The organism is Streptomyces sp. 135, from assembly GCF_020026305.1.
Taxonomy (GTDB): domain Bacteria; phylum Actinomycetota; class Actinomycetes; order Streptomycetales; family Streptomycetaceae; genus Streptomyces.
In genome coordinates this window covers 1005830-1031672 of the sequence record NZ_CP075691.1, presented here as the reverse complement: position 1 = coordinate 1031672, position 25843 = coordinate 1005830, and the positions used below count along the sequence as shown (strand labels likewise).

The window sequence follows — 25843 nt, the reverse complement described above, 5'->3', positions numbered from 1 at the left end:
GTCGCCGGAGCGCCCAGCGACGGGAGTGGGCGTGGGTGTCGCCGGGAGCGGGCGGGGACCGTGGCAGGCAAGGGTGCCGCCGGGAGCGCCCAGGGACTGGGGGGGCAGGCGAGTGTGCCGCCGAAGCGCAGAGCCCCGAGTCAGCAAGGGTGCCGCCGAGCGCGCGCAGGACCGGCCGGGCGAGGGTGTCGCCGAGAGCGCAGAGCACAGAGCCCGAAGTCGGCAAGAGCGCCTCCTGGAGCGCACAGGGACCGGCGGCAGGCAAGAGCGCCGCCGAGAGCGCAGAGCCCCGCGTCGGCAAGCGCGCCGCCGGCAACACACAGCCAACCCCGGCTCCGCAGGGCGCCCCCCGTGCCGGAGCCGCACACGGCGGCTGCCGCCCACCCGCCACGTGGGCGGGGGAGCGGCAGCCGATGGTGTCGCCGTGGCCGAGCGGTGCCGGGAGTCAGAACCGGCTGCCCGCGGCGCGGCGCCGCAGGTACCAGACGCCGCCGCCCGCGGCCGCCGTGGCCACGAGGACCCCGCCGGTCATGAGCGTGAGCGCGCCCCGGTCCTCGGAACCGCCCCCGAGCCCGCCACGCACACCGCGCGCGGGCGCGGCCGTGGAGGACGCCGTCGGCATGCTGCCGACGGTGACGGTCTGAGGTCCGGCCTGCGAGCCGTCCTGACAAGCGACCAGAACCGTATAGGTGCCGGCACTGACATTCCGCCAGGTGCCGCTGCCGTTCGTCAGCTGCACCTGCCGACCGCCGGCGAAGCTCGCGTTCGCGGCGTCCATCAGCGAGGCCGTGCCGCCGCCCGCGCACGCGGCGGTGGTGACCTGCACGGTGGAGCCGGTGGCGGTCACGGAGATCCCGCCGCCCGCGAACGCCGCAGGCGCGGCCAGCGCCAGCGGAAGCACGGCGGCGGAAACGGTCAGGCCGGCACGGACATATATCTGAGTGCTACGCATGAGTCTGCCCTCCGGTGGCACGGGAGGCGGTACAACCCATGCGCCGCCGCGAGTCGGGGAACGCCCGTGCTACCTGACGAAGAGCCAACGTGCCGCGGGCGCGTACCGCATGCGGACTGCCTCCGGGCAGGTGACGGAATCCTTCGTCCGGCGCAGAGCTGACCTCCCGTCACCCTTCCAGGGGCGCCTCACCGCGGGGCCGGGACGAGCCCGTCGGCGACCAGCCCCTCGTACACGGCCTGCCCGAGGGCCTGGACCGCGGACTGCGGCCGCACCATCACGGTGAACTCCTTGATCCGGCCCTCCTCGTCGAAGTGCAGCAGGTCGATGCCGTGGATCTCCTTGCCGTGCACGGTCGTCCGGAAGAGGAGGACGGCCGACTCGGCCTCGCCGCCGTCGGTGCTGGTCAGCGCCTGCCCGGCGTACGACCCGACGTACCGGAAGTCCTCGAACGTACGCAGCAGGACGCCGAAGAGCCCGAGCACCATCGGCCGGCCCTCGAAGGGGCTGAACTTCACGGGGCTGTAGAAGCGGATGTCCGGAGTGAACAGATCCGTCAGGGCGGCGAGGTCACGCTTCTCGACGACGGAGCGGAATCGTTCGGCGGTGGGGTGCATGAGGGTCCTCCCTGAGGCGCGCACCGGCAGGGGATGCCGACGACTTCATAGTCATCAATCTGAGTAGTCATATTCGTGACTATGATGGGGGGATGGAGTGGTGAAAGGGAAGGGGATCGGGTCATGGCTCTGCGGCACGCGGTGCTCGCGGCACTGCTGGACGGTGAGTACAGCGGCTATCAGCTGGCCAAGGGCTTCGACATCGGCGTGGCCAACTTCTGGCACGCGCTGCCCCAGCAGCTCTACGCCGAACTCGCCAAGCTGGAGGCGGAAGGCCTGATCACCGGCCGGGAGGTCGTCCAGGAAGGGCGCCCGAACAAGCGGATGTTCCGCGTCACCGGCGAAGGCCTGGCCGAGATGGAGCGGTTCGCCGCGCGCGCCGCCAAGCCGTCCTTCATCCGCGACGACCTGCTGGTCAAGGTGCAGGCCGTGGACGGCGTCGACGCCACGCCGGTGATCGGCCAGCTCACCGAGCGCGCCGAGGTGGCCGACGCGAAGATCGAGATCCTCGAAAAGCTGCTGGTGAAGCTGCGTGGCGGCGCGGACGAGGATGCTTTCCTGCGCACCGGCGAGCGCGTCGGCCCCTACCTCACCTGCCTGCGCGGTCTCGCCTTCGAGCGTGAGTCCCGCGACTGGTGCCGGCGCGCGGCGGCCCTGCTCACCGAACGGGCGGCCGCCGCGGCGCAGCGGGGCTGAGGTCGCGTCAGCCCGTGGTCACCGCCCGGGTGGGGGAGTAGGCGCCCCACGTCCCGTCCGGCAGCTTGGGGCGGATCCGCACCTGGTGCCGTTCCCCCGCCTTCCTGCCGATGTAGAAGCTGTGCCTGGCCTTGGTCTTCGGCGCGGTACCGCCGAAGACCAGCGAGGTGGCGGTGCGGCCGTCCAACTGGATCTGATATTCCGTCACCGCGCCGCCCGTCCGCGGCGGCGTCCAGGACAGGTCGATGTAGTACGCGCCGTCCGCCCGGTGCGTGGCGGCGCGGAAGGCGGTGGGCGCCGTGCCGCGCCCGGAGTCCTTGCCCGCGGCGGTGGTGAGACGGACCGCCGGGCTCGCGGGCGAGAAGTTGTCGGCGGCGTCGCGCGCCTTGACAGTGAACGTGTAGCCGGTGCCCGGCCGCAACCCGGTGACCAGCGTCGCGGTCTGCCCGCCGCCCACGCTGTGGATCTTCGAGGTGCCCTGATAGATCTCGTACGAGGCCACGGCTCGGTCGTCCGTCGACTTCCCCCAGGACAGCGTCACCGACCGGCTTCCCTCGGCCTTGCCCCGCAGCCGTGCGGGCCGGGTCGGGGGCTTGTGGTCGGCGGCGGCCGCGGCGGGCGTCGTGACGGTCAGTCTCCTGCTGTCCTCGCTGAGGTTCCCCTCGGCGTCGCGGGCGCGCACGGTGAAGGCGTAGGTGGTGGACGGCTTCAGGCCGGTGATGTCCACCATGTGCCGCCTGCCCGGCACGTCCTTGACCTTCTTGGCGTCGCGGTACACCGCGTAGCCGGTGACCTCGGTGTCGTCGGTGGCCTGGTTCCACATGACGTGGGCGGTGGTGGCGCTGCCCGCCTGGACGGTGAGGCCTCGGGGTGCCGCGGGCGGCCGCGTGTCCTGCCGTTCACCCTGGCCGCCCCACGCACAGCCGCTCAGCGCCACCGCGGCGGCGAGGGCCACAAGGGCAAGACGGGCACGAGGGGTAAAAGGGGCCGGAAGGGTCGGCTGGGGGGTCCGTCGCACGGTGCTGCCTTCCACTCGACGGCATTGGTCCGGACCTATTTGACGCACAGGTGACGGGGTCACATCAAGAGGGAAGGCGTCACACCTTCCGATAGGTGTACGCCTCCATGGCCACCGCCTCCACCGTCGCGAGGTCGGCTCCGGCCGACGCGGTGACCACGGCCGCCACCGCCCCCTCCACGAACGGCGCGTCCACCAGGCGTGTCCCGTCGGGGAGTTCGTCGCCCTCCGCGAGCAGGGCCTTCACCGTGAGGACGGCGCTGCCGAGGTCCGCGAGCACCGCGACGCCCGCGCCCTGGTCGACGCGGGCGGCGGCCGCCGAGATTCTCCGCGCTCGTACCGAGGCCCCCGTCCTGCGTCCCGCCCGCGGCGGCCACGGGGGCGGTGTCGCCGCCACCGGCGAGCGCCGTGGCGAGGGCGGCGACCGCCTCGGCGACGGGACCGCTGTGCGACACGAGGACGACGCCCACCAGCCGGTCGTCAGCCATGGTCGGCCTCCCGCCGCTCTGTGCCCTCCGCGGTCCCTGCGAGCGCCTCGAAGAGCAGCGCCGAGGAGGTCGCGCCCGGGTCCTGGTGCCCGACGCCGCGCTCGCCCAGACAGCTGGCCCTGCCCTTGCGCGCCCGCAACGGCGTCGTCGCGAGCGCGCCCTCCAGCGCGGCGTCCCGTGCCGCCGCGAACGACGTGCCGAGCGCCTCCACCGCGGGCACGAGCGCGTCCAGCATCGTCTTGTCGCCGGGCGCCGCGCCGCCGAGCGCGGCCACCGCCTCGACGCCGGTACGCAGCGCTTCGGCGAACCGCGCCGCGTCGACCTCGGGGGCGTCGCCGAGCGCCTTGCCGGTGCGGCGCAGCAGCGTGCCGTAGAGGGGGCCCGACGCGCCGCCCACGGTGGAGATCAACTGCCGCCCGGCCAGCAGGAGTACGGCCCCCGGCGTGGTGGGCGCCTCCTATTCCCAGGGCGGCCGCGGCGGCGGTGAACCCGCGCCGCAGATTGCTGCCGTGGTCGGCGTCGCCGATGGGCGAGTCCAGCTCCGTGAGCCGGACCGCCTCACGGTCGACGGCATCGGCGGCGTTCATCAGCCGGCGGCGGAAGAAGTCGGCGTCGAGCACGGGTACTCAGGCCCTCAGCGCAGCGCGGCCGTGCGGACCGGCGCGTCCCACAGCCGCAGCAGTTCCTCGTCGACCTGGCAGAGCGTCACGGACGCCCCGGCCATGTCCAGCGAGGTCACGTAACTGCCGACGAGGGTGCGCGCGACCGGCACGCCGCGCTCCACGAGCACCCGCTGCACCTCGGCGTTGAAGCCGTAGAGCTCAAGCAGGGGCGTGGCCCCCATGCCGTTGACGAGCAGGAGGACGGGATTGCGCGGGCGCAGGTCCTCCAGTACGGCGTTGACGGCGAAGTCCGCGAGCTCGCGCGAGGTCATCATGGGGCGCCGCTCCCGCCCCGGCTCCCCGTGGATGCCGATGCCCAACTCCAGCTCTCCGGCGGGAAGTTCGAAGGTGGGGCTGCCCTTGGCCGGCGTACTGCACGCGCTGAGGGCGACCCCGAAGCTGCGCGCGTTGGCGTTGACCTGCCGCGCGATCGCCTCGACCCGCTCCAGCGGCATGCCCGCGTCGGCGGCGCCCGCCAGCTTCTCCACGAAGAGCGTGGCTCCGGTGCCGCGGCGCCCGGCGGTGCAGAGGCTGTCGGTGACCGCGACGTCGTCGTCGACGAGCACCTTCGCCACCTGGATGCCCTCGTCCTCGGCGAGCTCCGCGGCCATGTCGAGGTTGAGCACGTCACCGGTGTAGTTCTTCACGACGAACAGCACGCCCGCACCACTGTCCACGGCGGCCGCGGCCCGCACCAGCTGATCGGGCACGGGCGACGTGAACACCTCGCCGGGGCAGGCGGCCGACAGCATCCCCGGCCCCACGAACCCCCCCCGTGCAACGGCTCGTGCCCCGACCCGCCGCCGGAGACGAGGGTCACCTTCCCCGCGACCGGGGCGTCCCTGCGGACGATCACGCGGTTCTCGACGTCGACCGTCAGCTCCGGATGCGCGGCGGCCATGCCCCGCAGCGCGTCGGCGACGACGGTCTCGGCGACATTGATCAACATCTTCATGGATACCTCCGCGTAGGTTCGGCGATCGCTCGGGTTCGGCGATGGCGCCGGTTCACGGGACAGCGCGTGTCGACATGGGCAGTATCGGCCTTGCCGGGCCGGTGGTCGCTGGGCGCGGTCTCCGGGCGTGAACGGAGCAGTCGCGGGGCCACGCGTTTGTCGACGACGATCCGCTCGCCGGTCGCCGAGCCTGCCGAGCAGAGCCGTCCGCCCCGTGTGGGCCGCCGGAGACCGTGGAACACGTCCCGTGTCGCCGCCGGGCCGCCGAGCCGGCTCGGTCCGAGGAGGTCACGTGTTACAGCCCAAGGACAGGGATACGGACATGGACAGGGATACGGACGTGGATTCCGTGTACGCCCGCATCGAGCGGGAGGTCGCCGCCCGCGCCGACCGGCTCTGGGACGTGAGCCTCGCGCTGCACCGCGAACCGGAGACCGCCTACGAGGAACACCGTGCCGCCCGGCTGCTCGCGGACGAGCTGGAACACGAGGGGTTCCTGGTGGAACGGGGCGCCGCTGGGCTGCCGACCGCCTTCGTCGCCCGCACGGACACGGCGGCCGCGCCCGGAAAGGGCCCGCGCGTCGCCCTGCTGATGGAGTACGACGCGCTGCCGGAGCTGGGGCACGCCTGCGGGCACAACCTGATCGCGGCGGCCGGCCTCGGAGCGGCCCTCGCCGCGCGGGCCGCGCTCGGCGACACCGGCGGGTCCCTGCTGGCCGTCGGGACGCCGGCGGAGGAGCGCGGCGGCGGCAAGGTCGCGGAGGTCGCGGCGGGCCTGTTCGACGGGGTGGACGCGGCGCTGATGTTCCACCCGGGTGTGTACGACTGGTCGTGGGCGCCCCTGACGGCGAGCGCGCAGGTACGTGTCGGTTTCCACGGCAGGGCCGCGCACCCGACGGGCAACCCGACGGAGGGCATCGACGCGCTGGGGGCACTGATCCAGCTGTTCAACACGCTCGGAGTCCTGGACCGGAGGCTGCCCGCCGGATCGCACGTCCAGGGCATCGTCACGGATGGCGGCCGGGCGACGAACATCGTCCCCGAGTACGCGGAAGGGCTGTTCGGGCTGCGCGGCGCGACCGCTTCCGCGCTGGCGGACCTGGTGGAGGAGCTGAGTTCGTGCGCCCGGGGCGTCGCGCTGGCCACGGGGACGAAGGCGGAGATCGCCGAAGTGGCCGCGCGGTACGAGCACTTCCGCGACAACGACGTGCTCTCGGGGCTGTTCGCGCGGCACCTGGAGAAGGCGGGCATCCGGCTTTCGGAGCCCGAGGCGGGGGTCTACCTGGGGTCCTCGGACATCGGCAACGTCAGCACCCGGGTGCCGGCGATCCATCCGTTCGTCGCCATCATGGGGTCGGACGGCTCGGACCACACCCCTGCGTTCGCCCGGGCGGCCGCCGGAGCGCGCGGGCGCGAGGTCATGCTGGCGGCGGCGTACGCGCTGGCGAGCACCGCGGCCGACGTCCTGCTCCGTACGGATGTGTCCGAGCGGGCCTGGGCCTGCCACCACCGGAAGGCCGCCGCCGGGCAGTGATTTCAACGCCAACGGCTTCCGGCCAGGGACGGCTTCCGGAGAGTGGCAGTTGGAGAGGGCGTCTCAGGCCGCCAGGACCGGGTCCTCAGCGGAAGGTGCCACCGGTCGTGCGTCAGGTCGTGCGTCGGGGCGCTCGGCCGCCGCCAGGATCTCGTCGGCCGCCGCGATCGCGTCCGTGATCGACTGGGTGCCCGTCACCACGCACAGCGTGTAGGTGACGTCCTCCAGTTCCCGCTGCCAGGCCGGGTCGGCCTTCTCCATGAGCGCGATGCGCGCGCCTGCGTAACGGGCGAGCAGAGTTCTCACTGAGCGCGGTTCCGGCTTCAACACGACCACAGACCCCTCCTGAAGGCTCTTCGGTGGTGTACGGGTGCCCGTAATCGCGCCCCTCATTCCCGGGTGCCGCATGGCTGCCTTCTGGAGGGACCGGCGCGGGGGCCCGGCGAGAGACGCCCGGTGCCGCCCGCGCCGGTCCGGTGGCGCTACCGGTCCCGTCAGGTGCGGTACGCGAAGTAACGCGCGTCGGGGTAGGACGCGAGGACGCTCGCGAGCGACCTGCGGTACGTGTCGGTCGAGTGGTAGGTCAGGTACGGCATGCCCCGCCAGTCGCGGTACGTCACGATCATGGTGTGGTCCTTGGACCCGTTCTTGTCGAAGTCCATCTGAAGGACGTCGCCGACGTCCAGTTGGTAGACGTTCGCCAGGTTCGGGGCCCGCCGGTTGGACAGCGTGAACCAAGCCCATTCGTTCACGCCGACCCAGGAGGTGCTCTGGCTCGCGCTCTCGTACCACCAGTTCCGGTAGTCGTAGGCGGAGCCGGGGACGGACTTCCAGCCGCCCGCCTTCAGCGCCTGGCTGACGAAGTTGGTGCAGTCGCCGCCGGCTCCGTTGAACTTCCGGTACGCCGGGTTGTAGCTGCGCCAGTACTTCTCCGCGTACCGCGCCATGGCGGAGTAGTCGTAGGCACCGGCCGTCTTGCCCGAGGGCATCGGCGTGGTGGGGTACCGGGTGGACGCCGGCGTGCCGTCCGGGTACTGGTTGCCGTCGTCCTCGACGGTGTTCACCCGGGCCGCCGACGGCTCGGCGACCGCGGCGGGGCCGTTGTCCCGCGAGGTGATCGTGGTGAGCTTCCAGCCGCCGTCCTTCGTGCCGGCGAGCTTCAGCTCCTGCCGGGTCGAGAACGCCGTGGTGTCCGGCGCGTCCCCGCGCGGCTTCCTGTAGGTGAGCGTCGACGACGAGGTGACCTGCACCGTCGCCGTCCCGCCGGTGATCGTGGCGCGCTCCACGACGACGCGGGTGTCCGCCTTCGTGTAGGCCTCGCCGAGCTTCGCGAGGCGGTCCTTGCGGGAGCGCAACGAACGGAGCGCGGCGGCCTCGTCCTTCTTCATCCGGCCGGACATGCGCGTCGTGGAAGTGTCCTTGGTGGAGCCGCCGCGTCCCGCGTGCTTCTCCACGAGGGCCTCGGCGCGCCGGGAGAGGACGTCATCGGCGATGCGGGCGAAGGCGGCGACCGTCCTGCGGTCGGCCTTGCGGGGCTCGCTGTCGAGGGCGTCGGCGTGTGCGGGGGGCGCGAGCATGGAACCGGACGCAACAGCTGCGGTCAGACCCGCGACGACGGCGGGTCTGTATCTCTTGGGTATCACTCTGTTTCCTCTTTTGTCGCCCGATCACCGCGACCGGGGCACGGAATCTTCGCACAACTCCATGCCTTCACCGCGCCGTTCGCCCCGCCCGGAGCCCGGTGGCCGCCGGACCAGGGCTCCAGGGCCCCGCCGGTCCCGCCTCACGTACCTCTAGGGTGTCGGCAAAGCGCAGCAGAGGGAGGCATACGGGGTGGGTGGGCGCAGGAGGGCCGCGGGAGGGCGACCGGGGGGTCGGCGAGCGGCATCATCGGGGGGGCGCCGCGCGGCGACCGGCCGACGCAGGCAGTCAGGGGAACGGCGCAGGGCACGATCGGACGGCGGCATACCCGGCGCCGTCGCGGGGGCGCGCAGGCAGCTGCGGCGCCTGCGTCCGGCGTACCCCCGGCCGGGGCGCAGCGGTTGGCGGCGGTGGGTGCCCTCGTGGCGCCAGTGGCTCGGCGCCTTCCTGTACATGTTCATCGGTCTGACCGGCTTCGTCGCGATCGCGTACGCGGCCACGGACATACCGGATGATCTCAACTCGTTCGCCACGCAACAGGACAATGTCTACTACTGGTCGGACGGCACCGTCATGGCCCGCACCGGCTGGGTCATCCGGCAGGAGATACCACTGGACAAGGTGCCGCCGAAGGTCCGGGGGGCCGTCCTCGCGGCCGAGAACGCGAGCTTCTACTCCGATTCCGGAGTCTCGCCGACCGGCGTCCTGCGTGCCGCGACCGCCGCGGTCACCGGAGGGGAGACCCAGGGCGGGTCGACCATCACCCAGCAGTACGTGAAGAACGTCTACCTCAGCCAGGACCGCACCCTGTCCCGGAAGTTCACCGAAGCCCTGCTCGCCGTGAAGCTGGACAACCACACGAGCAAGGACAAGATCTTCCAGGACTACCTGAACACCAGCTGGTTCGGGCGCGGCACCTACGGCATCCAGCGCGCCTCGCACGCCTACTACGGCAAGGACGTCTCGCGGCTCAATCCCAGCGAGGGCGCCTTCCTGGCCTCCCTGCTCAAGGGCGCCGGGCTCTACGATCCGGCCCTCGGCAAGGAGAACCGCGCGCGGGCCGTCGAGCGGTGGAGCTGGATCCTGGACCGCATGGTCGCCACCGGCCACCTCACGCAGGCCGAGCGCGCGAAGTACAAGAAGTTCCCGGAGCCCACGAAGCCGGGATCCGGCGGCACCATCCCCGGCGCGCAGACCGGCTATCTGGTGGAGCTGGCCAAGCGGCACGCGATCAAGGCCGGGCACATCACGACCGCCGACTACGACCTCGGCGGCTACCAGATCCGCACGACCTTCGACCGGAAGCGCACGAAGGCCCTGACCGCCGCCGTCCGGAAGGCCGACAAGGACTTCGACGCCAAGCGGCGGCCCGACACGGACAAGTACGCCCGGATCGGCGCGGCGAGCGTCGGCCGGGACGGCCGGCTGCTCGCCGTGTACGGCGGCCACGACTTCCTGAAGCAGGGCTTCAACCAGTCGAACGCGACGACCATTCCGGCCGGTTCGGCGTTCACCCCCTTCGTCTACGCCGCCGCGCTGGAGGACGGCGTGACGCGCACCCGCGAGGGGGGCCGTACGCCCGTCTCCCCGGCCAGCGTCTACGACGGCGACGACCGGATCGCCGTGCGGACGCCGGAGGGGCCGTACTGGGACCGCAGCGGCAAAGTGGTGAAGGGCCGCAACGAAGGCGGCCGGGACTGGGGCAAGGTGACCCTGCGGCGGGCCGTCGCGAGCTCCGTGAACACGCCCATGCTCCAACTCGGCCTGGACGTCGGCCTCGACCGGGTGGAGAAGTACGCACTGCGGGCGGGGCTGCTCGAATCGAGCCTCGGGGAGCGGATCCCCACGTTCGCGCTCGGGGAGAACTCGACGCCCAGCGCCATCCGGATGGCGGGCGCCTACCAGACCTTCGCCGCCGACGGCATGCACACCGACCCCTATTCGGTGCTCTCGGTCACGCGGGCCGGCGACGCGGTGCCGCTCACCGAGCCGAAGCCCACGCGGGCGGTGTCGCAGAAGACCGCCAAGGCGGTCACGGACGCCCTGCGGGCCACCATGACCGACGGATCGGCCAAGGCGGCGGGCGGGGCGCGCGCCGGCGCCGTGGGCAAGACCGGGACGACCACCGCGAACACCGCGGGCTGGTTCGTGGGCGGCACCGAGGACGAGACGACGGCCGTGGTCGTCTACCGCATGTCGCTCAAGGACCTGGTGCCGCTGCCGCTGAAGGGGCTGGGCGGGGACGCCCCCGGAAGGCTCGGCAGCGAGCGGGCGGTGGGCCTTTGGGCCGACTACATCAAGGCCGTCGAGTAGGGGGCCCGGAGCGATGCGGCGGTGGGGCCGCGGCCTGCTGCGGCCCCACCCGCGCTACTTGACGAGCGACTTCCAGTCCGGCGCCTGCGCGGGGTCGAGCAGGCGCAGCCGGGCCAGGACCTTCGGGTCCTGGACGTCGAGCCAGTCCGCCAACTCCCTGAAGGACACGCAGCGGACGCCCTTGCGCGGGCACACCTCCCGCATCACGTCCTCGACGGCGTTCATGTAGATGCCGCCGTTCCAGTCCTCGAAGTGGTTGCCGATGAACATCGGCGCCCGGCTGCCGTTGTAGACGCGGTTGAAGCCGTTCATGTACGACTTCCGGACCTGCGCCTCCCACTCCGGGTACTTCTCCGGGTCGCCCTCGGTGCTGTCGCCGGACTGGTGGTAGAGGAAGTTGAAGTCCATGGAGAGGACTTGCACCTCTTTGCCCTCAAGAGGGAGGAGTTGCAGAGGGAAGTTCCATATGTCGTCGACCTTGGACGGCCATATCTGGAAGTCCCCGGAGGAGCTCGCGTCGTAGCGCCAGCCGAACGGCTTGATCGCCGTCAGGAGGTTCTTCTGGCCCTCCAGGCAGGGCGCGCGGCCGCCGACCACTTCCCGGTCCGGGTCGAAGGGCAGGGGCGCCTCCTGGGTGAAACCAGTGTTGGTCTTCCACTTCTTCATGAACGAGTACGTCTGCTCGATCTCGCTCTTCCACTCCTCGGTGCTCCAGTCCCCGCCGCCCTTGGGGCCGCAGAAGTGGCCGTTGAAGTGCGAGCCGATCTCGTGGCCGTCCTTCCAGGCGCCGCGCAGCTGCTGGAGCGTGGTCTGGATGTGCGGGACGGTCGGGTACGAGATGGCGGCCGACCCCGTGCCGTGCTGCGGGGGGCGGTAGAGCGTCTTCTTGCTCTCCGGCAGGAGGTAGATGCCGGTGAGGAAGAAGGTCATGTGGGCCTTGCTCTCCCGCGCCACCTGGCGGAAGTGGGAGAAGCGGTGGTCGTCGCCCTCCAGCGCGCCGTCCCAGGAGAAGACCACGAACTGCGGCGGCTTCTCGCCGGGCTTCAGCTTCTTGGGCTTGAGCTGCCCGCGCGGCGGCCCGGCGTACGAGGTGGAGCCGTCGCCCAGCACCTTGACCTTGCCGTCCCACTTCTCCTCGCCCTTCTTCGAGCGCTTGGCGGAACGCGCCTTCTCCGCCGCGTTGCCCGAGGATGTGGACGCCGTGTGCCGGTCCTCACCGCCGCCGCCGGAGGAGTTCCCGAGGGCGAGAACGCACGTACCGGCCACCCCGCCCAGGCCGAGCACGGCCGCGACCACGGCCATGCGCCTGCGCTTGCGCGCCTTCTCCCGCGTCTTGCGGGCGGCGCGGGACTCTGCGCGGGCGGATCTGCTGGTGCCGTCGGGCTCAATCACTGCGGTCCTACCCCGTGTTCATCGCAGCAGGGCCGCGTGTGAATTGTTTGTATGAATATAGGACCGATGGGGCGTCTTCAGTAGTCCAGGTTGGTCACACCGTCGCCAGAAGTCCCGGAGAACTCAGTCGAGACAGAACTCGTTGCCCGCGTGCGACTGCTGGCGGACGAGCACGATCCCTGCATCGTGATGCAGGACATCGAGGAGACCCGCACGTCGAGATGTACGCGATTCTTGACGGCCTTGCCTTCGGGAACGCGCTGGAAGAACAGGCGCGGGCCGACGCCCGAGGGGTCACCGCAGGCGAACCACGCGCCCTGCTCCTCGGGCGGCCGCGAGCGGTCGAAATCCTCCCACGTGGCAAACCCCTTCGGCGGCGGGGAGACGACGTACCCCGGCACCTCGCACCAGAAGCGGGCGACGCGCTCGGGTTCCGCGCAGTCGAAGGTGACTTGGAACTGCTTGATCGATGACATCGGCGCACCACAACAAGGGGCTTGTGGAGCCTGCCCTGCGGTAGACATCCGCGCCAGGGGCCGGGGCATGGTACTCCGCCCGTCGACGACCGAACCCGCCCCCTACGAGGCAACGCCCCTGAGTGGCGTGTTTGCATATGTTCATGATCATTAACGCACAGGGAACATCCGAGCCGCAGACCTACGTCGACCGCGTCCTGGAGCACTGGCACCAGGACGAGGACGCCGAGGCACTCGTCCAAGGGGCGCGGCGGCTGACCCGGGGGGAGGCGCGGCGGAGGCTGTTCGGCCTGGGGCACGCGCTGCGTCGGCAGGGGCTCGCGCCCGGTGACGGAGTGGGGCTGTTCCTGGCCAACCGCGTGGACTCCGTCCTGGTGCAGCTCGCGGTCCACCTCATCGGCTGCCGCGTGGTGTTCCTGCCACCGGAGCCAGGACCCGGCGAACTCGCCGCGCTGGTCGAGCAGTCCAAGGCGCGCGCCGTGGTCACCGACCCGCTCTTCGCGCGGCGCGCCGCCGACGCCGCCGGCCGCAGCGTCCACGCACCCGTGCTGCTCAGCCTCGGCCCCTGCGAGGAGCCGTGCACCGACCTGCTGGCCCTGGCCGCCGATTGCCCCGAGACGCGTCCGGACGCCGTGCCCGCACCGGGAGCGGACGAGGCCGTCACCGTCCTCTACACCGGCGGCACCCTGGGCCGCCCCAAGCTCGCCGCGCACAGCCACCGGCTCTACGACGCGCTGGTGGACCTGGCGGACAACGCCTCGGAGGACTCCGGGCCCGCGGTCTTCCCGACCATGGACCCGGACACGGACCGGGTGCTCGTCGCCACGCTGCTCACGCACGGCAGCGGTCACCTCACCTCGGTCCAGGCGCTGGTGACCGGCTCCGTCCTGGTCGTGCTGCCCGAGTTCGAGGCGGGCGCGGCGCTGGCGGCGCTGCGCGAGGAGCGGATCACCGCCACCATGTTCGTGCCGCCCATGCTGTACGCCCTCCTCGACCACCCGGAGTGCGTGTCCGGCGCGTTCCCCGCGCTGCGGCGGATCGTCGTCGGCGGCGCGGCCTCCTCGCCCAGCCGGCTCCAGCAGGCGGTCGAGGTCTTCGGGCCCGTGCTCAGCCAGGGATACGGACAGTCGGAGGCGCTCGGCATCGCCGCGTTCGGCGCGGCGGACCTCGCATCGGAGGGGGCCCGCAGGCCGGAGCTCTGGCGCAGCTGCGGCCGCGCGATATCCGACGTCGAGATCGAGATCCGTGGCGAGGACAGCACGGCGGCACTGCCCGTCCGGCAGGTCGGCGAGGTCTGCGTCCGGGGCGAGACGGTGATGCTCGGCTACTACGAGGACCCCGAGCGCACCGCGCAGGCGCTGCGCGACGGCTGGCTGCGCACGGGCGACATGGGCTACCTCGACGCCGAGGGCTACCTCTATCTCGTCGACCGGGCCAAGGACATCATCGTCACCGGCAGCACCAGCGACAACGTCTACTCCCGGGTCCTGGAGGACTTCCTGCTCACCCTGCCCGGCGTGCGCAACGCGGCGGCGCTTGGCGTACCGGACGAGGAGTACGGCGAGGCCGTGCAGATCTTCCTGGCCACGGCCGAGGGCGCCGGCGTCGACCCGGACGAGGTCGCCGCGGCGGTCACCGCCGAGCTGGGAGAGCTGTACACGCCCCGGCGGACGGTCCTGCTGGACCGGCTGCCGACGACCAAGGTCGGCAAGGTCGACAAGAAGGCGCTGCGCGCCGCGTGGGCGAGCGGAGCCATGGACAGGCCGTCCGTGTCGGCGTGAGAGAGGGCGCTCCGGGCGGACGCGGCAGACCCCCTCGGTGTCCGCGCCCACCCGGAGCGGTCAGGGACGCGCGATCCGCCCGGCGGCAGCCGCCCAGGCCGCCGGAGCCGCACGGTCGCCGGTCGGTTCATAGCGGGTCAGGGGCTGGGTGGCCGCCAGCAGGCGGCGCATCGCGGTGAGGTCGCCGACCAGGCCGTGCGCACGCGCCTGGACGAGTACGTTGCCGAGTGCCGCCGCCTCCGCCGGGCCCGCCACCACCGGCAACCCGCAGGCGTCCGCGGTCAGTTGGCACAGCAGGGCGTTGCGGGCCCCGCCGCCCACGACGTGGATGACGTCCACCGGCCGGTCGGCGAGGCGCCGCGCGTCCTCCACGGCACGCCGGTGCGCGAGGGCGAGCGAGTCGAGGACGCACCTCGTCGTCTCGGCGGGTGTGCTCGGCACCGGCTGCCCCGAGGCGCGGCACGCTTGTGCCACGCGCCCCGGCATCCGGCCGGGTGCGAGGAAGGCCGGGTCCGAGGCGTCCACCACGGAGGCGGGCCCTGGGATCTGCGCGGCCGCGTCCAGGAGTGGCGCGAGCGGCGGGTCGCCCCACTCCCGCAGGCACTCCTGGAGGAGCCACAGGCCCATGATGTTGCGCAGATAGCGGACGGTGCCGTCGATGCCCAGTTCGTTGGTGAAGTTCGCCCGGCGGCTCGCCTCGGTGAGCACGGGCGCGTCGAGCTCCAGGCCCGCCAGCGACCAGGTGCCGGTGCAGATGTACGCGAAGCGGTCGCCCGTGGTGGCCGGTACGGCGGCGACGGCCGACGCGGTGTCGTGCGAGGCGACCGTGGTGAGCGGCACCGGGCCGGTGAGCCCGGCGGTGTCGAGGACCTCGGGGAGCAGGAACCCGGCGGGGTCACCCGGCCGTCGCAGCGGCGCGAACAGGTCGGTGTCGATGCCCGCGGCCTCGGCGACCGCGTGCGACCAGCCGCCGGTCCGCGGGTCGAGCAGCTGGGTCGTGGACGCGTTGGTGATCTCGGTCCCCTGCTCGCCGGTCAGCCAGTAGGCGATCAGGTCGGGGACGAGCAACGCCCGCCGTGCCGCCGCCAGTTGGGGCGTTCCGTGAGCCGCTGTCAACTGGTACAGCGTATTGAAGGGCGCGTATTGGATGCCGGTCGCCGCGTAGAGCCGGTCGGTGGGGAGGGCGGTCCACACCCGCTCCGCGACGCCCTCGGTGCGGGCGTCGCGGTAGTGCACGGGGTTGCCGAGCAGTTGTCCGTCCGCGTCGAGCAGGCCGTAGTCGACGGCCCAGCCGTCGATGCCGACCGAGTCGACGTGCCCGGCTGCCCGCAGTCCGTCGAGCACGCCCGCGTACAGGGCGAGGATGTCCCAGTGCAGGGTGCCGGCGGTGCGGACGGGGCGGTTGCGGAAGCGGTGTGCCTGGGTCAGCTTCAGCGTGCCGGGGCCGACGCGGCCGGTCATGACGCGGCCGCTGGAGGCGCCGAGGTCGACGGCGGCGCAGGTCTTCACGGGTGTCACCGCAGGAAGGCGGCGGCGACCCCGGCGTCCACGGGGATGTGCAGGCCGGTGGTGTGGGTGAGGTCGCCGCCGGTGAGGGCGAACACGGCGTTCGCCACGTGTTCGGGAAGCACCTCGCGCTTGAGCAGCGTGCGCTGGGCGTAGAACTCGCCGAGCTTGTCCTCCTCGATGCCGTAGGTGGCCGCGCGCCGGGCGCCCCAGCCCCCGGCGAAGATGCCCGAGCCGCGGACGACGCCGTCGGGGTTGACACCGTTGACGCGGATGCCGTGCTCGCCCAACTCGGCCGCGAGCAGGCGTACTTGGTGGGCCTGGTCGGCCTTGGTGGCGGAGTAGGCGATGTTGTCGGGGCCGGCGAACACGGCGTTCTTGGAAGTGATGTAGACGATGTCGCCGCCCAGTCCTTGGGCCCGCATGACGCGGGCGGCTTCGCGGGAGACGAGGAAGGAGCCGCGGGCCATGACGGCGTGCTGGACGTCCCAGTCGTGGGCGGTGGTCTCCAGGAGCGGTTTGGAGAGGGAGACGCCCGCGTTGTTGACCACGAGGTCGACGCCGCCGAAGGCGAGCAGCGCCTCCTCGAATGCCTTGGTGATCTGTGCCTCGGAGGTGACGTCGACGGTGACGGCCATGGCCTTGTCGGGACCGCCGAGCGCCTCGGCGACGGCCTCGGCGTTGCGGGCGTCGATGTCGGCGACCACCACGCAGGCGCCTTCGGCGGCGAGGCGGTGCGCGATGGCCCGGCCGATGCCGCTGCCCGCGCCGGTGACCAGCGCGACCCGGGTGGCCAGCGGCTTGGGCGCGGGCAGCCGCCGCAGCTTGGCCTCCTCGAGCTCCCAGTACTCGATACGGAACTTCTCCGCCTCGTCGATCGGCCGGTACGAGGAGACGGCCTCGGCACCGCGCATCACGTTGATCGCGTTCACGTAGAACTCACCGGCGACCCGGGCGGTCTGCTTGTCCTTGCCGAACGAGAACATCCCGACGCCCGGGACCAGGACGATCGCCGGGTCGGCGCCGCGCATGGCGGGGGAGTCCGCGGTGGCGTGGCGGTCGTAGTAGGCGGCGTACTCCTCGCGGTAGGCGGCGTGCAGCTCCTCCAGCCGGGCGAGTGTCTCGTCCAGGGGCGCGGTGGGCGGCAGGTCGAGGACCAGCGGGCGGACCTTGGTGCGCAGGAAGTGGTCGGGGCAGGAGGTGCCCAGCGCGGCCAGGCGCGGATGCTCGGCGCGGGAGACGAAGTCCAGGACGGGCGCGGTGTCGTCGAAGTGCCCGACCTGCGGCCGGTCCCGCGAGGCGAGGGCCCGGACGTGCGGGGCGAGCGCCGCGGCCCGCGCGCGGCGCCCGGCCTCGGGCAGCGGCTCGTACCCGTCGACGACGGGACCGAAAGGATCCGGCCTGCCGCGCTCGGCGAGGAAGGACTCGGCGGTGCGGATGACGCGCAGCGAGTTGCGCTCGCACTCCTCGCTGGTGGCGCCCCACGCGGTGATGCCATGGCCGCCGAGGACGCAGCCGATGGCCTGCGGGTTGGCCTCCTTGACGGCGGCGATGTCGAGGCCGAGCCGGAAACCGGGGCGACGCCACGGCACCCATACGACGCTGTCGCCGAAGCACTCGGCGGTGAGCTTCTCGCCGTCGGCGGCACAGGCCAGCGCGATGCCGGAGTCGGGGTGGAGGTGGTCGACGTGGGCGGCGTCGACCAGGCCGTGCATGGCCGTGTCGATGGAGGGGGCGGCGCCGCCCTTGCCGTGCCGGCAGTAGTCGAAGGCGGCAACCATCTCGTCCTCGCGCTCGTCGCCCGGATACACGTCCTTCAGGGCGCGCAACCGGTCCAGGCGCAGGACCGCCAAGCCGTGTCCGGTGAGGGTGCCCAGGTCGCCGCCGGACCCCTTGACCCACATCAGCTCGACGTCGCCGCCGGTGACCGGGTCGGGGGCGGTGCCCTTGGCGGAGGTGTTGCCGCCCGCGTAGTTGGTGTTGCGCGGGTCGGCGCCGAGGCGGTGCGAACGCTCCAGGAGTGCGGCGGCTTCGGGGTGAGGTGCCATGTCCTTGTGTGTCCTCAGGTCAGTGACGGGAGGGGGCGGGGGATGGGCGGGCCGGGGACGGTTCACGCTCCCCAGCCGGCCTGCGCGCCGCCGACGCGCTCCCCGGCGGTCTTCGCGGCCCAGCCGGAGCGGTGGTAGGCGGCCACCGGATCGCCGTCCAGGCCCTGCTCTTCCCGGAGTTCGGCGAGCAGCGGGCGTACGTCGGTGTCGTAGGCGTCCATGAGTACGGCGTTCGCGGCCAGGACGTCGCCCGCGGCCTGTGCGGAGGCGAGGGCCGCGCGGTCCACCAACAGGGCCTTGGCGGTGGCCTCTTGGACGTTCATCACCGAGCGGATGATCGCGGGGATCTTCGCCTCGATGTTGTGGCACTGGTCCAGCATGAAGGCGACGCCAGGGGTGAACCCGCCGCCCCGGACGACCTCGTACATGATCCGGAACAGCTGGAAGGGGTCGGCGGCGCCCACCATCAGGTCGTCGTCCGCGTAGAAACGGGAGTTGAAGTCGAAGCCGCCGAGCTTCCCCTCGCGCAGCAGCGTCGCGACGATGAACTCGATGTTCGTGCCGGGCGCGTGGTGTCCCGTGTCGACGACGACCCGTGCCTTTTCGCCGAGCTTGAGGCAGTGCGCGTACGCCGTGCCCCAGTCGGGCACGTCGGTGGCGTAGAAGGCCGGCTCGAAGAACTTGTACTCCAGGAGCATGCGCTGGTCGTCGCCGAGCCGTTCGTGGACGGTGGCGAGGGCCTCGGCAAGGCGGTCCTGGCGGGCGCGGATGTCGTCCTGGCCGGGGTAGTTGGTGCCGTCGGCGAACCACAGCTTCAGGTCCCGTGAACCGGTGGCGTCCATGATGTCCACGCACTCCAGCAGATGGGCGACCGCCTTGCGGCGCACGGCGGCGTCCGGGTGGCAGACGCTGCCGAGCCGGTAGTCGTCGTCCTGGAAGGTGTTGGAGTTGATGGCCCCGAGCCGCAGGCCGCGTTCCTCGGCGTACCGGGCGAGGGCGGCGTAGTCGTCCACCCGGTCCCAGGGGATGTGCAGCGCCACGGTCGGGGCGGCGCCGGTGAACTCGTGGACCTTCGCCGCGTCGTCGAGCTTCTCGCGCGGGCTGCGCGGCACGCCGGGCTGCGTGAACACCTTGAAGCGGGTTCCGGAATTGCCGTACGCCCACGACGGCGTCTCGATGGCCTGGGTCTTCAGCGCGGCCTTCACGGCGGCGACGTCGGTCACGGTGGCTCCTGCGACTCGGAGGCGAGCGGTTGCGTGAACGGTGCGTGAAACGGAGCGTGGAACGGTGCGTGAAACGATTCAAAGCCTGGGCGAGAAGCTATGGGTCGGTGGCGTCGGTGTCAACCCTTCGGCTCGCTGTTCGGCTGCTGGGCGGAGGGGGTGCGGTGGGGCCGCCCGCAAGGTGTTCGAGTGGCCGGACAGGAGGGCCGAATCGATTCATCCAGGCGGGGCGGGCGCGAGTGCCGTGGCGGGGTGCCATGGTGTGGTGGTGCGGTGGTGCCGCTGGGGCGGGCGAGGGTGTCCAGGGTGTCGCCGGCCGTCTCACCCGGCTTCGCGTGCCGCGCGCTCCACCTGGGCGCGGTGCTCGGCCCACCAAGTGGCGTTGCCCTGTGCCAGGTTGTCGTTGTCCTCCCTCAACCCGGCGGTTCCGTCGATGAGTTCGCGGACGACGTCGGCGTGGCCCGCGTGACGGTCGGTCTCGGCGATCATGTGGACGAGAACGCGGTGCAACGTGATCTCCCGGCCCTCGGGGCCGGGCAGCCGGCCGATCGCGTCGAGCTCCAGTGACTCGATCGTCGCGTCCGAGTGGGCCCACGCTCTCCGGTAGAGCCCGACGATGTGCTCCCGGCTCTCGTCGGCGGTGGCCCACAGGTCCGCGTTCGGCTCGGCGTCGCCCGTGATCCACAGGGGCGGCCCGTCGAACGGCCGCCCGAACGTGGCACCGAAGTACAGCGCCTCGGCGCCGGTCACGTGCTTGACCAGCCCGAGGAGGTTGGTGCCGGTCGGCGTCATGGGCCGGCGTATGTCGTACTCGGACAGCCCTTCGAGCTTCCAGAGAAGTGCGTCGCGCGCGTCCTGGAGGTAGACGCGGAGGTCGGTCCTGAAGTCTGAGGTGGTCATGGGGGCAAGTCTGTCGTGCGGGGATCTTGGGTGGCGGGGGTGGGGGTGGGGGTGGGGGTGATGGGGGGCCGGGGGTCGTATGCGCGTGCTTGGCGGTGGGGGTGTGGGTGATGGGGTGTTGCGCGGGGCTGGGAGGCGGTCCGCGTGCTCAGTGGTGGGGTCGTGGGTGGTGGGCCGCGCCAGCCGGGAGTCGGTCCGGGCGCTTGGCGGTTGGGGCGTGGGCGGTGGGCTTTGTGCGGGGTCGGGTGTCGGGTCTCGCGCTCCGTGGTGAGGGCGCGGGTGGCGGGATTCGTGTCGGCCGGGAGTCGGGTCTCGCGCTCCGTGGTGATGGCGTGGGTGGCGGGATTCGTGTCGGCCGGGAGTCGGTTCGCATGGTCGGCGGGGGCGTCAACCGTTTCAACGACTCCCGGGCGCCCGGTGGCCAGAGACGCGCTACGTCAGCCATACCCCCTCGCGCATGATGACCCGGCCGCGCAGCTCCGGTTCCCCGCGCCAGGCGCGCACCGTCCGGGGCGTAACGCGCAGGTACAGGTAGGGAGCGGCCTCCGCCGTACGCGGATCCCAGCCGAACTTGCCCGCGAACGCGTCCGCGGCAGCCTGGGGCACGTCCCGCACGGGGTAGCACTCCGCCTCGCCCTGTACCAGCACCACGTCGAAGGTGTCCGGCAGCGCCAGCCGAACGCGTGGCTCCTCTCGCACATTCCGTGCGGTCGCGGACTTCGCGCCGGTGCACATCCACACCGCCTGCCCGTCCCACAGGAACCACAGGGGCACCTGGTGCGGCCCGTGGTCCGGGTGGGCCGTCGACAGCCATATGTCGCGCTCCGCGCCGAGCCGTTCCAGAGTGACCCGCTTGCGCTCCGCCGGGTCGCGGCGAGTGATCTCGGTGGCTTGCATGGACGCCGACCCTAGCCAGCGACGGCGCCGCTCGCATGGGGCACGAGGCCTAAGCCCCGCGGCCGACCGCTGCCCCACCGTCACGGTCACCTGCCGGCGCAGACCCTCCGGCGGCCCTCGCGCCGCCGTCACGGATCATGGTGGCGTGACGATGCACATGGACGACGAGCCGAACGCCGGGGCGGCGGGCGGCGGCCGCGCGCTCTCCGCCTACCAACTCGCCCTGCGGGAGCGCCTCCTGGCGGCACCCGTGGTCGCGCCGCCCACGCCCTGGCGCCCCGTGTTCGAGCCGTACGCGGCCGTCGGCGGACTGCTCGGCATCGGCTTCGGGGTCCACCCCGACAGCGGCCACGACCTGGTCATGGTCGTCTCGCGCGACGGCCACGGGCTCTTCGACGCCGTCACGGGGGAGAGGCTCGCCCGGGACCGCGAGCCCGACCCCGAGGACAGTACGCCGGACGCGGTGCCCGACCTCTCCTGCCCGGGGCTCGGCGTGCTCGCCGGGAGCCGCGTCCGCATCGCCGGGCTCTTCGGGGGCGGGCTGCACACCACCACGGCCGACGGCTGGACGCTCGAAGTGGTCGCGCCCGCCTGGCCGAACGACCGCGTCCTGCTCTCCACGGACGGCGGCCTGCCCCACCCCGGCCCGCACGGGGAGCGGTGGTGGCACGTCTTCCACTCGACGTACTCGGAACTGCGGACCGCCGGGTTCTCCCCCTCCGGCCGTACCCTCGCCGTCGCCACCAGCAGTGACCTGACCCTCTGGGCACGGTGACCGGCGGACCGGCGCGGACCGGTCAGGCCGGCGCGAGCAGTCCGTCCAGTTCCGCCTCGAAGAGCGCGCCCGCGTCGAAGCCCATCCCGGTGAAGTGGCCCGCCAGTTCGAGCGAGAGCACGCCGTGCAGGCGGGTCCAGAAGGAGAGGGCGCGGTGGAGCTGGGCGGGCGTGGCCGGGCGCTCGCCCGCCCACTGCGCGTGTGCCTCGATGTGCCGCTCGAAGGGCTGGGGCCGGCCGGCGGCCTCGCCCGAGGTGCCGCCGGGGAGCTTCGCGCACGCGTCGAGCAGCGCCGACATGATCTCCGAGGCGATCTCGGTGACGTCGTCCGGGGCGTGGTAGCCGGGCACGGGCGTGCCGTAGACGAGGAAGTAGCGGTGGGGGTCGGCCTGCGCCCACCGGCGCAGGGCGCGGGCGAGGCTCGCGAGGCCGGCGCTGTCCTCGGCCTCGGAGGCTTCGGAGGCCGAGGAGGCCGTGGAGGCCGTGGAGGCCGTGGAGGCCGTGGAGGCCGTGGAGGCCTCGGAGCGGAAGGTGTCGGCCAGGCTGCGGTAGGCGTCCCGGATGAGTTCGGTGATCAGCTCGTCGCGGCTGCCGAAGTAGCGGTAGAGAGCCGGTCCGCTCATGCCCATCCGCTTGGCGATCGCGTTCAGTGACAGGGCCGAGGCCCCCGCGTCGGCGATCTGCTCCCACGCGCGTTCCTTGATCTCGGCGCGTACCTGCGCGCGGTACCGCTCGCGAGGCGTCCCTGCAGCGGCCCCGGCCGACGCCCCCGCGCCCTTCTCCCCTGCCGTGCCCGTCCCGCCGGTCTCTGACATGCCGCCTCCCTCTCCTCTTCGGTCCCTGATGCCCTGACGCTGAAGTTAGAGGTTATCACTCGATGCCTTGACGGCCTCGGGAAAGTGGTTATACCGTCTAACTACAGCGAATGCTTCTAGGGAAAGGCAGAGGTCGTAAAATGAGTACTGCGGAACTGGTCGAGGTCGTGCTCCCGGGGCAGGTCGAGCCGGAGGGACTCCAGTTGCGGCGCGGACCCCTGCCCGTCGCGGGCGCCGGTGAGGTCGTCGTCGAGATGGAGGCGACCGGCGTCTCCTTCGCCGAGCAGCAGATGCGCCGCGGCCGCTACTTCGACCAGCCGCCGTTCCCGTTCGTCCCCGGCTACGACCTCGTCGGTACGGTGCTGGCGGCCGGCCCCGGTGTCGCGCCCTCGCTCGTCGGCAAGCGGGTCGCCGCACTGACCAAGACCGGCGGCTGGGCCAGCCACGTCCTGCTCGACGCGGCGGACGTCGTCGAGGTGCCCGGGGGAGTGGGCGCCGCGGAGGCGGAGACCGCGGTGGTGAACGGCATCACCGCCTGGCAGATGCTGCACCGCAAGGCCCGGGTCCGCGCCGGCCAGACGGTGCTGGTGCACGGGGCGAACGGCGGGGTCGGCTCCCTCCTGGTCCAGCTGGCCCTCGCCGCCGGTGCGCGCGTGATCGGCACGGCCTCCGCCCGCCATCACGAGGCCTTGCGGCGGCTCGGCGTCCGGACCGTCGACTACCGGACCGAGGATGTCCCGCGCCGTGTAAGGGAGTTGGCGCCTGATGGTGTGGACGCGGTCTTCGACCACGTGGGCGGGCGCAGCGTCATCGACTCCTGGCGGCTGCTGGCTCCCGGCGGCACGCTCGTCTCGTACGGCACCGCGGCCACGCGCGACGACACGGGGTCCAAGCAGTGGCCCGTGCTCAAGATCCTCGGCCGGGTGTGGCTGTGGAACGGCCTGCCCAATGGGCGTCACGCGTACTTCTTCAACGTCTGGGCCGGGCGCGCCTTCGGCAAGGACCGCTTCCGGGCCCGGCTCCGCGCCGACCTCGGCGAGGTGTTCGCCGCGCTCGAACGCGGCGAGATCAGCGCGAGCGTCGCCGCCGAACTGCCCCTGGCCCGCGTCGCCGACGCCATGCGGCTCGCCGAGTCGGGCACGGTCAGCGGCAAGGTCGTCCTCACGCCCTGACGGCACCGGCCGTTTCGAGCCGATCCCACGTGTGGAGTCGGGCCGCGCGCATCCCGAGCGGCCCCCGGACCGCCCACGCCACACCGCGCCACACCGGCCACACCACAAGGAGAACCCGGACCATGACCACGACCGCGACCACGAGCCATCCCGACAACGCCGTCGGTGTCGATCGCCCGCAACTCCCTTACCTCACCGGCCATTTCACCCCGGTCCCCGATGAGATCACCGCACGGGACCTGACCGTCCGAGGCGCCGTCCCGCCCGAGCTGTCCGGCCGTTACTTCCGTAACGGGCACAACCCCAAGCCCGGCCAGGAACCCTCCCACTGGTTCCGCGGCGCGGGCATGCTGCACGGTGTGCGTCTCGGTGGGGGCCGCGCCCAGTGGTACCGCAACCGCTGGGTCCGCACTCCCGCCCTGGACGGCGCTCCGCTGGTCCGCGGCGACGGCACCGTCGACCTCACCGCCAGCGTCGCGGGCACCCACGTCATCGGGCACGCGGGCCGCATCCTCGCCCTGCAAGAGGCGAACCTGCCCTTCGAGATGAGCCCCGAGCTCGACACGATCGGCGCGTACGACTTCCGGGGCAGGCTCACGACCGCCATGACGGCGCACCCCAGGGAGGACCCGGAGACCGGCGAACTGCATTTCTTCGGCTACTCGCCCATGGCGCCGTACCTGACGTACTACGTGGCCGACGCCCAGGGGGAGTTGATCAGAAGTCAGGTGGTGCCGGGCGCAGGGCCCACTCTGATGCACGACTTCGGCCTCACCGCGCACCACACCGTCTGGCTCGACCTGCCGGTCGTCTTCGACGCCGAGGAGCACTCCGGGATCCCGTACCGATGGAGCGACACGTACCGGCCCCGGATCGGCGTGATGCCGCGCAGCGGACCCGCCGAGCCCGTCTGGTACGAGGTGGAGGCCGGCGCGATGATCCATGTGACCAACGCCTATGAGGACGTGGCGGGGCGGATCGTCGTGGAGGGCCCCCGCTACGACCGGTCGTCCTGGGAGAGCAGCTGGAAGTGGTGGACCGGCGCGCCCGGCCACCCGCCGGTGCCCGATGTCGGCTCGATGCGGCACCGCTGGATCCTGGACCCGGCCACCGGCACGGCCCGTGAGGAGCGGCTCGACTCCCTCGTCACCGAGTTCGCCACGATCAACGAGGCGTTGACCGGCTCGGCGCACCGCTACACGTACACCGTCGCCTTCCCCGGCGCGGGTCTGGAACGGTACGCGCTGGTCAAGTACGACGCGTTGACCGGTCAGCGGCAGATCGCGGACGCGGGGCCCGGGCGGATGTACGGCGAGCCGTACTTCGTACCGGCGGCCGGGGGAACGGCCGAGGACGACGGCTACCTCATGACCCTGGTCAGCGACCTCGCGCGGGACGCGTCCGAACTCCTCGTCCTGAGCGCGCGGGACATCACCCGGCCGCCCATCGCAGCGGTCGAGCTGCCGCGCCGCGTTCCGACGGGGATCCACGGCTCGTGGATCCCTGACGCCTGAGCCGGAGCCGTGCCCCGTCCGGGCCACCCCAACGCGTCACCACCCGCCGCCCCGCCTCGAATGGGCGAGCGACCGCGCCTCCCGACGACTGCCTCGCGCGGGCCGCCTCCGAGCTCCCTGTCCCGAGTGCACGGGAGATCCCCAGGCCGCCGATCGCCGTGGCCGAACTGCCGCGCCGTGTTCTGATGGGGATCCACGGCTCGTGGATCCCTGACGTCTGAGCCGGGGCCGTGCCCCGTCCGGGCCCCCACGACGCGCCGTCACGCGCCGCCGCCCCGGCCTTGAATGGGCGGGTGACATCGCCTCCCGACGACTGCCTCGCGCGGGCCGCCTCCGAGCTCCCCGTCCCGAGCGCGCGGGACATCCCCCGACGGCCGACCGCCGCAGCTGCTCCGCCGCGCCGCGTCCCGGCGGAGATCCACGGCTCATGGATCCCCGACGTCTGAGCCCTGGAGATCCCCCGCCCGGG

General features: G+C 72.3%; 21 protein-coding genes and 3 pseudogenes. 8 read left to right on the top strand and 16 right to left on the bottom strand.

What is annotated here, in order from left to right; all coding sequences use genetic code 11:
- Positions 1 to 445: 445 nt before the first annotated feature.
- The gene (locus tag KKZ08_RS04730) at positions 446 to 952 is read right to left on the bottom strand and encodes a hypothetical protein (RefSeq protein ID WP_223773229.1); all 507 of its coding nucleotides are present in this window, start codon (positions 950 to 952) and stop codon (positions 446 to 448) included.
- A gap of 188 nt (positions 953 to 1140) precedes the next feature.
- Positions 1141 to 1569: a nuclear transport factor 2 family protein gene (locus KKZ08_RS04725; RefSeq protein WP_223773228.1), complete on the bottom strand. Its 429-nt coding sequence runs from the start codon at positions 1567 to 1569 to the stop codon at positions 1141 to 1143.
- 123 nt (positions 1570 to 1692) lie between these two features.
- Between KKZ08_RS04725 and KKZ08_RS04720 the strand changes: the two genes are divergently transcribed.
- Positions 1693 to 2265 (top strand): PadR family transcriptional regulator, encoded by a 573-nt coding sequence (locus KKZ08_RS04720; protein WP_223773227.1) that lies wholly within the window; start codon positions 1693 to 1695, stop codon positions 2263 to 2265.
- A gap of 7 nt (positions 2266 to 2272) precedes the next feature.
- On the opposite strand, the gene KKZ08_RS04715 is transcribed toward KKZ08_RS04720, so the two are convergent.
- From KKZ08_RS04715 to dhaK, 4 genes and pseudogenes are all read right to left on the bottom strand, one after another.
- The gene (locus KKZ08_RS04715) at positions 2273 to 3220 is read right to left on the bottom strand and encodes a fibronectin type III domain-containing protein (protein ID WP_223773226.1); all 948 of its coding nucleotides are present in this window, start codon (positions 3218 to 3220) and stop codon (positions 2273 to 2275) included.
- Between the two features lie 142 nt (positions 3221 to 3362).
- A pseudogene (locus tag KKZ08_RS04710) lies at positions 3363 to 3771 on the bottom strand (PTS fructose transporter subunit IIA).
- A pseudogene (gene dhaL, locus KKZ08_RS04705) lies at positions 3764 to 4391 on the bottom strand (dihydroxyacetone kinase subunit DhaL). Before dhaL ends, KKZ08_RS04710 begins: the two co-directional pseudogenes overlap by 8 nt.
- A gap of 14 nt (positions 4392 to 4405) precedes the next feature.
- Positions 4406 to 5388, bottom strand: a pseudogene (gene dhaK, locus KKZ08_RS04700) (dihydroxyacetone kinase subunit DhaK).
- 322 nt (positions 5389 to 5710) lie between these two features.
- On the opposite strand from dhaK, the gene KKZ08_RS04695 reads away from it, so the two are divergent.
- A complete protein-coding gene (locus KKZ08_RS04695; protein ID WP_223773225.1) occupies positions 5711 to 6922 on the top strand; it encodes an amidohydrolase in 1212 nt (403 codons plus the stop codon).
- A gap of 63 nt (positions 6923 to 6985) precedes the next feature.
- Here KKZ08_RS04695 and KKZ08_RS04690 read toward each other — a convergent pair whose 3' ends face one another.
- Together KKZ08_RS04690 and KKZ08_RS04685 are read right to left on the bottom strand one after the other, a co-directional pair.
- Positions 6986 to 7252 carry a DUF5133 domain-containing protein gene (locus tag KKZ08_RS04690; protein WP_223778910.1) on the bottom strand — a complete coding sequence of 89 codons (267 nt, stop codon included), beginning with the start codon at positions 7250 to 7252 and terminating at the stop codon, positions 6986 to 6988.
- Between the two features lie 164 nt (positions 7253 to 7416).
- The gene (locus KKZ08_RS04685; RefSeq protein ID WP_223773224.1) at positions 7417 to 8565 is read right to left on the bottom strand and encodes an amidase domain-containing protein; all 1149 of its coding nucleotides are present in this window, start codon (positions 8563 to 8565) and stop codon (positions 7417 to 7419) included.
- A gap of 451 nt (positions 8566 to 9016) precedes the next feature.
- Between KKZ08_RS04685 and KKZ08_RS04680 the strand changes: the two genes are divergently transcribed.
- On the top strand, positions 9017 to 10876 hold the full coding sequence (locus KKZ08_RS04680) for a transglycosylase domain-containing protein (RefSeq protein ID WP_223778909.1): 1860 nt from the start codon (positions 9017 to 9019) through the stop codon (positions 10874 to 10876).
- Positions 10877 to 10930: 54 nt separating this feature from the next.
- Here the strand turns inward: KKZ08_RS04680 and KKZ08_RS04675 are convergent, their stop codons facing one another.
- Both KKZ08_RS04675 and KKZ08_RS04670 read right to left on the bottom strand, forming a co-directional pair.
- Positions 10931 to 12178: a hypothetical protein gene (locus KKZ08_RS04675; RefSeq protein ID WP_223778908.1), complete on the bottom strand. Its 1248-nt coding sequence runs from the start codon at positions 12176 to 12178 to the stop codon at positions 10931 to 10933.
- 167 nt (positions 12179 to 12345) lie between these two features.
- Positions 12346 to 12744: a VOC family protein gene (locus KKZ08_RS04670; protein WP_223773223.1), complete on the bottom strand. Its 399-nt coding sequence runs from the start codon at positions 12742 to 12744 to the stop codon at positions 12346 to 12348.
- Between the two features lie 143 nt (positions 12745 to 12887).
- Here KKZ08_RS04670 and KKZ08_RS04665 point away from each other — a divergent pair, with 143 nt between their 5' ends.
- Positions 12888 to 14525 carry an AMP-binding protein gene (locus tag KKZ08_RS04665; RefSeq protein ID WP_223773222.1) on the top strand — a complete coding sequence of 546 codons (1638 nt, stop codon included), beginning with the start codon at positions 12888 to 12890 and terminating at the stop codon, positions 14523 to 14525.
- 60 nt (positions 14526 to 14585) lie between these two features.
- Here the strand turns inward: KKZ08_RS04665 and KKZ08_RS04660 are convergent, their stop codons facing one another.
- From KKZ08_RS04660 to KKZ08_RS04640, 5 genes are all read right to left on the bottom strand, one after another.
- Positions 14586 to 15986 carry a rhamnulokinase family protein gene (locus KKZ08_RS04660; RefSeq protein ID WP_223778907.1) on the bottom strand — a complete coding sequence of 467 codons (1401 nt, stop codon included), beginning with the start codon at positions 15984 to 15986 and terminating at the stop codon, positions 14586 to 14588.
- Positions 15987 to 16039: 53 nt separating this feature from the next.
- A complete protein-coding gene (locus tag KKZ08_RS04655) occupies positions 16040 to 18079 on the bottom strand; it encodes a bifunctional aldolase/short-chain dehydrogenase (RefSeq protein WP_223773221.1) in 2040 nt (679 codons plus the stop codon).
- A 62-nt stretch (positions 18080 to 18141) separates the two neighbouring features.
- Positions 18142 to 19302 carry an L-rhamnose isomerase gene (gene rhaI, locus KKZ08_RS04650; RefSeq protein WP_223773220.1) on the bottom strand — a complete coding sequence of 387 codons (1161 nt, stop codon included), beginning with the start codon at positions 19300 to 19302 and terminating at the stop codon, positions 18142 to 18144.
- A gap of 321 nt (positions 19303 to 19623) precedes the next feature.
- Complete coding sequence (locus KKZ08_RS04645) at positions 19624 to 20202, bottom strand: DinB family protein (protein WP_223773219.1); 579 nt, start codon at positions 20200 to 20202, stop codon at positions 19624 to 19626.
- Positions 20203 to 20634: 432 nt separating this feature from the next.
- Positions 20635 to 21099 (bottom strand): pyridoxamine 5'-phosphate oxidase family protein, encoded by a 465-nt coding sequence (locus tag KKZ08_RS04640; protein ID WP_223773218.1) that lies wholly within the window; start codon positions 21097 to 21099, stop codon positions 20635 to 20637.
- Between the two features lie 151 nt (positions 21100 to 21250).
- Here KKZ08_RS04640 and KKZ08_RS04635 point away from each other — a divergent pair, with 151 nt between their 5' ends.
- Entirely contained in the window at positions 21251 to 21874 is a 624-nt protein-coding gene (locus tag KKZ08_RS04635) for a hypothetical protein (protein WP_223778906.1), read from the top strand.
- Positions 21875 to 21896: 22 nt separating this feature from the next.
- Here the strand turns inward: KKZ08_RS04635 and KKZ08_RS04630 are convergent, their stop codons facing one another.
- Complete coding sequence (locus KKZ08_RS04630) at positions 21897 to 22688, bottom strand: TetR/AcrR family transcriptional regulator (protein ID WP_223773217.1); 792 nt, start codon at positions 22686 to 22688, stop codon at positions 21897 to 21899.
- A 140-nt stretch (positions 22689 to 22828) separates the two neighbouring features.
- On the opposite strand from KKZ08_RS04630, the gene KKZ08_RS04625 reads away from it, so the two are divergent.
- From KKZ08_RS04625 to KKZ08_RS04615, 3 genes are all read left to right on the top strand, one after another.
- A complete protein-coding gene (locus KKZ08_RS04625) occupies positions 22829 to 23860 on the top strand; it encodes a medium chain dehydrogenase/reductase family protein (RefSeq protein ID WP_223773216.1) in 1032 nt (343 codons plus the stop codon).
- A 122-nt stretch (positions 23861 to 23982) separates the two neighbouring features.
- Entirely contained in the window at positions 23983 to 25374 is a 1392-nt protein-coding gene (locus KKZ08_RS04620) for a carotenoid oxygenase family protein (RefSeq protein ID WP_223773215.1), read from the top strand.
- Positions 25375 to 25667: 293 nt separating this feature from the next.
- Complete coding sequence (locus tag KKZ08_RS04615) at positions 25668 to 25820, top strand: hypothetical protein (RefSeq protein ID WP_223773214.1); 153 nt, start codon at positions 25668 to 25670, stop codon at positions 25818 to 25820.
- Positions 25821 to 25843: the final 23 nt, after the last annotated feature.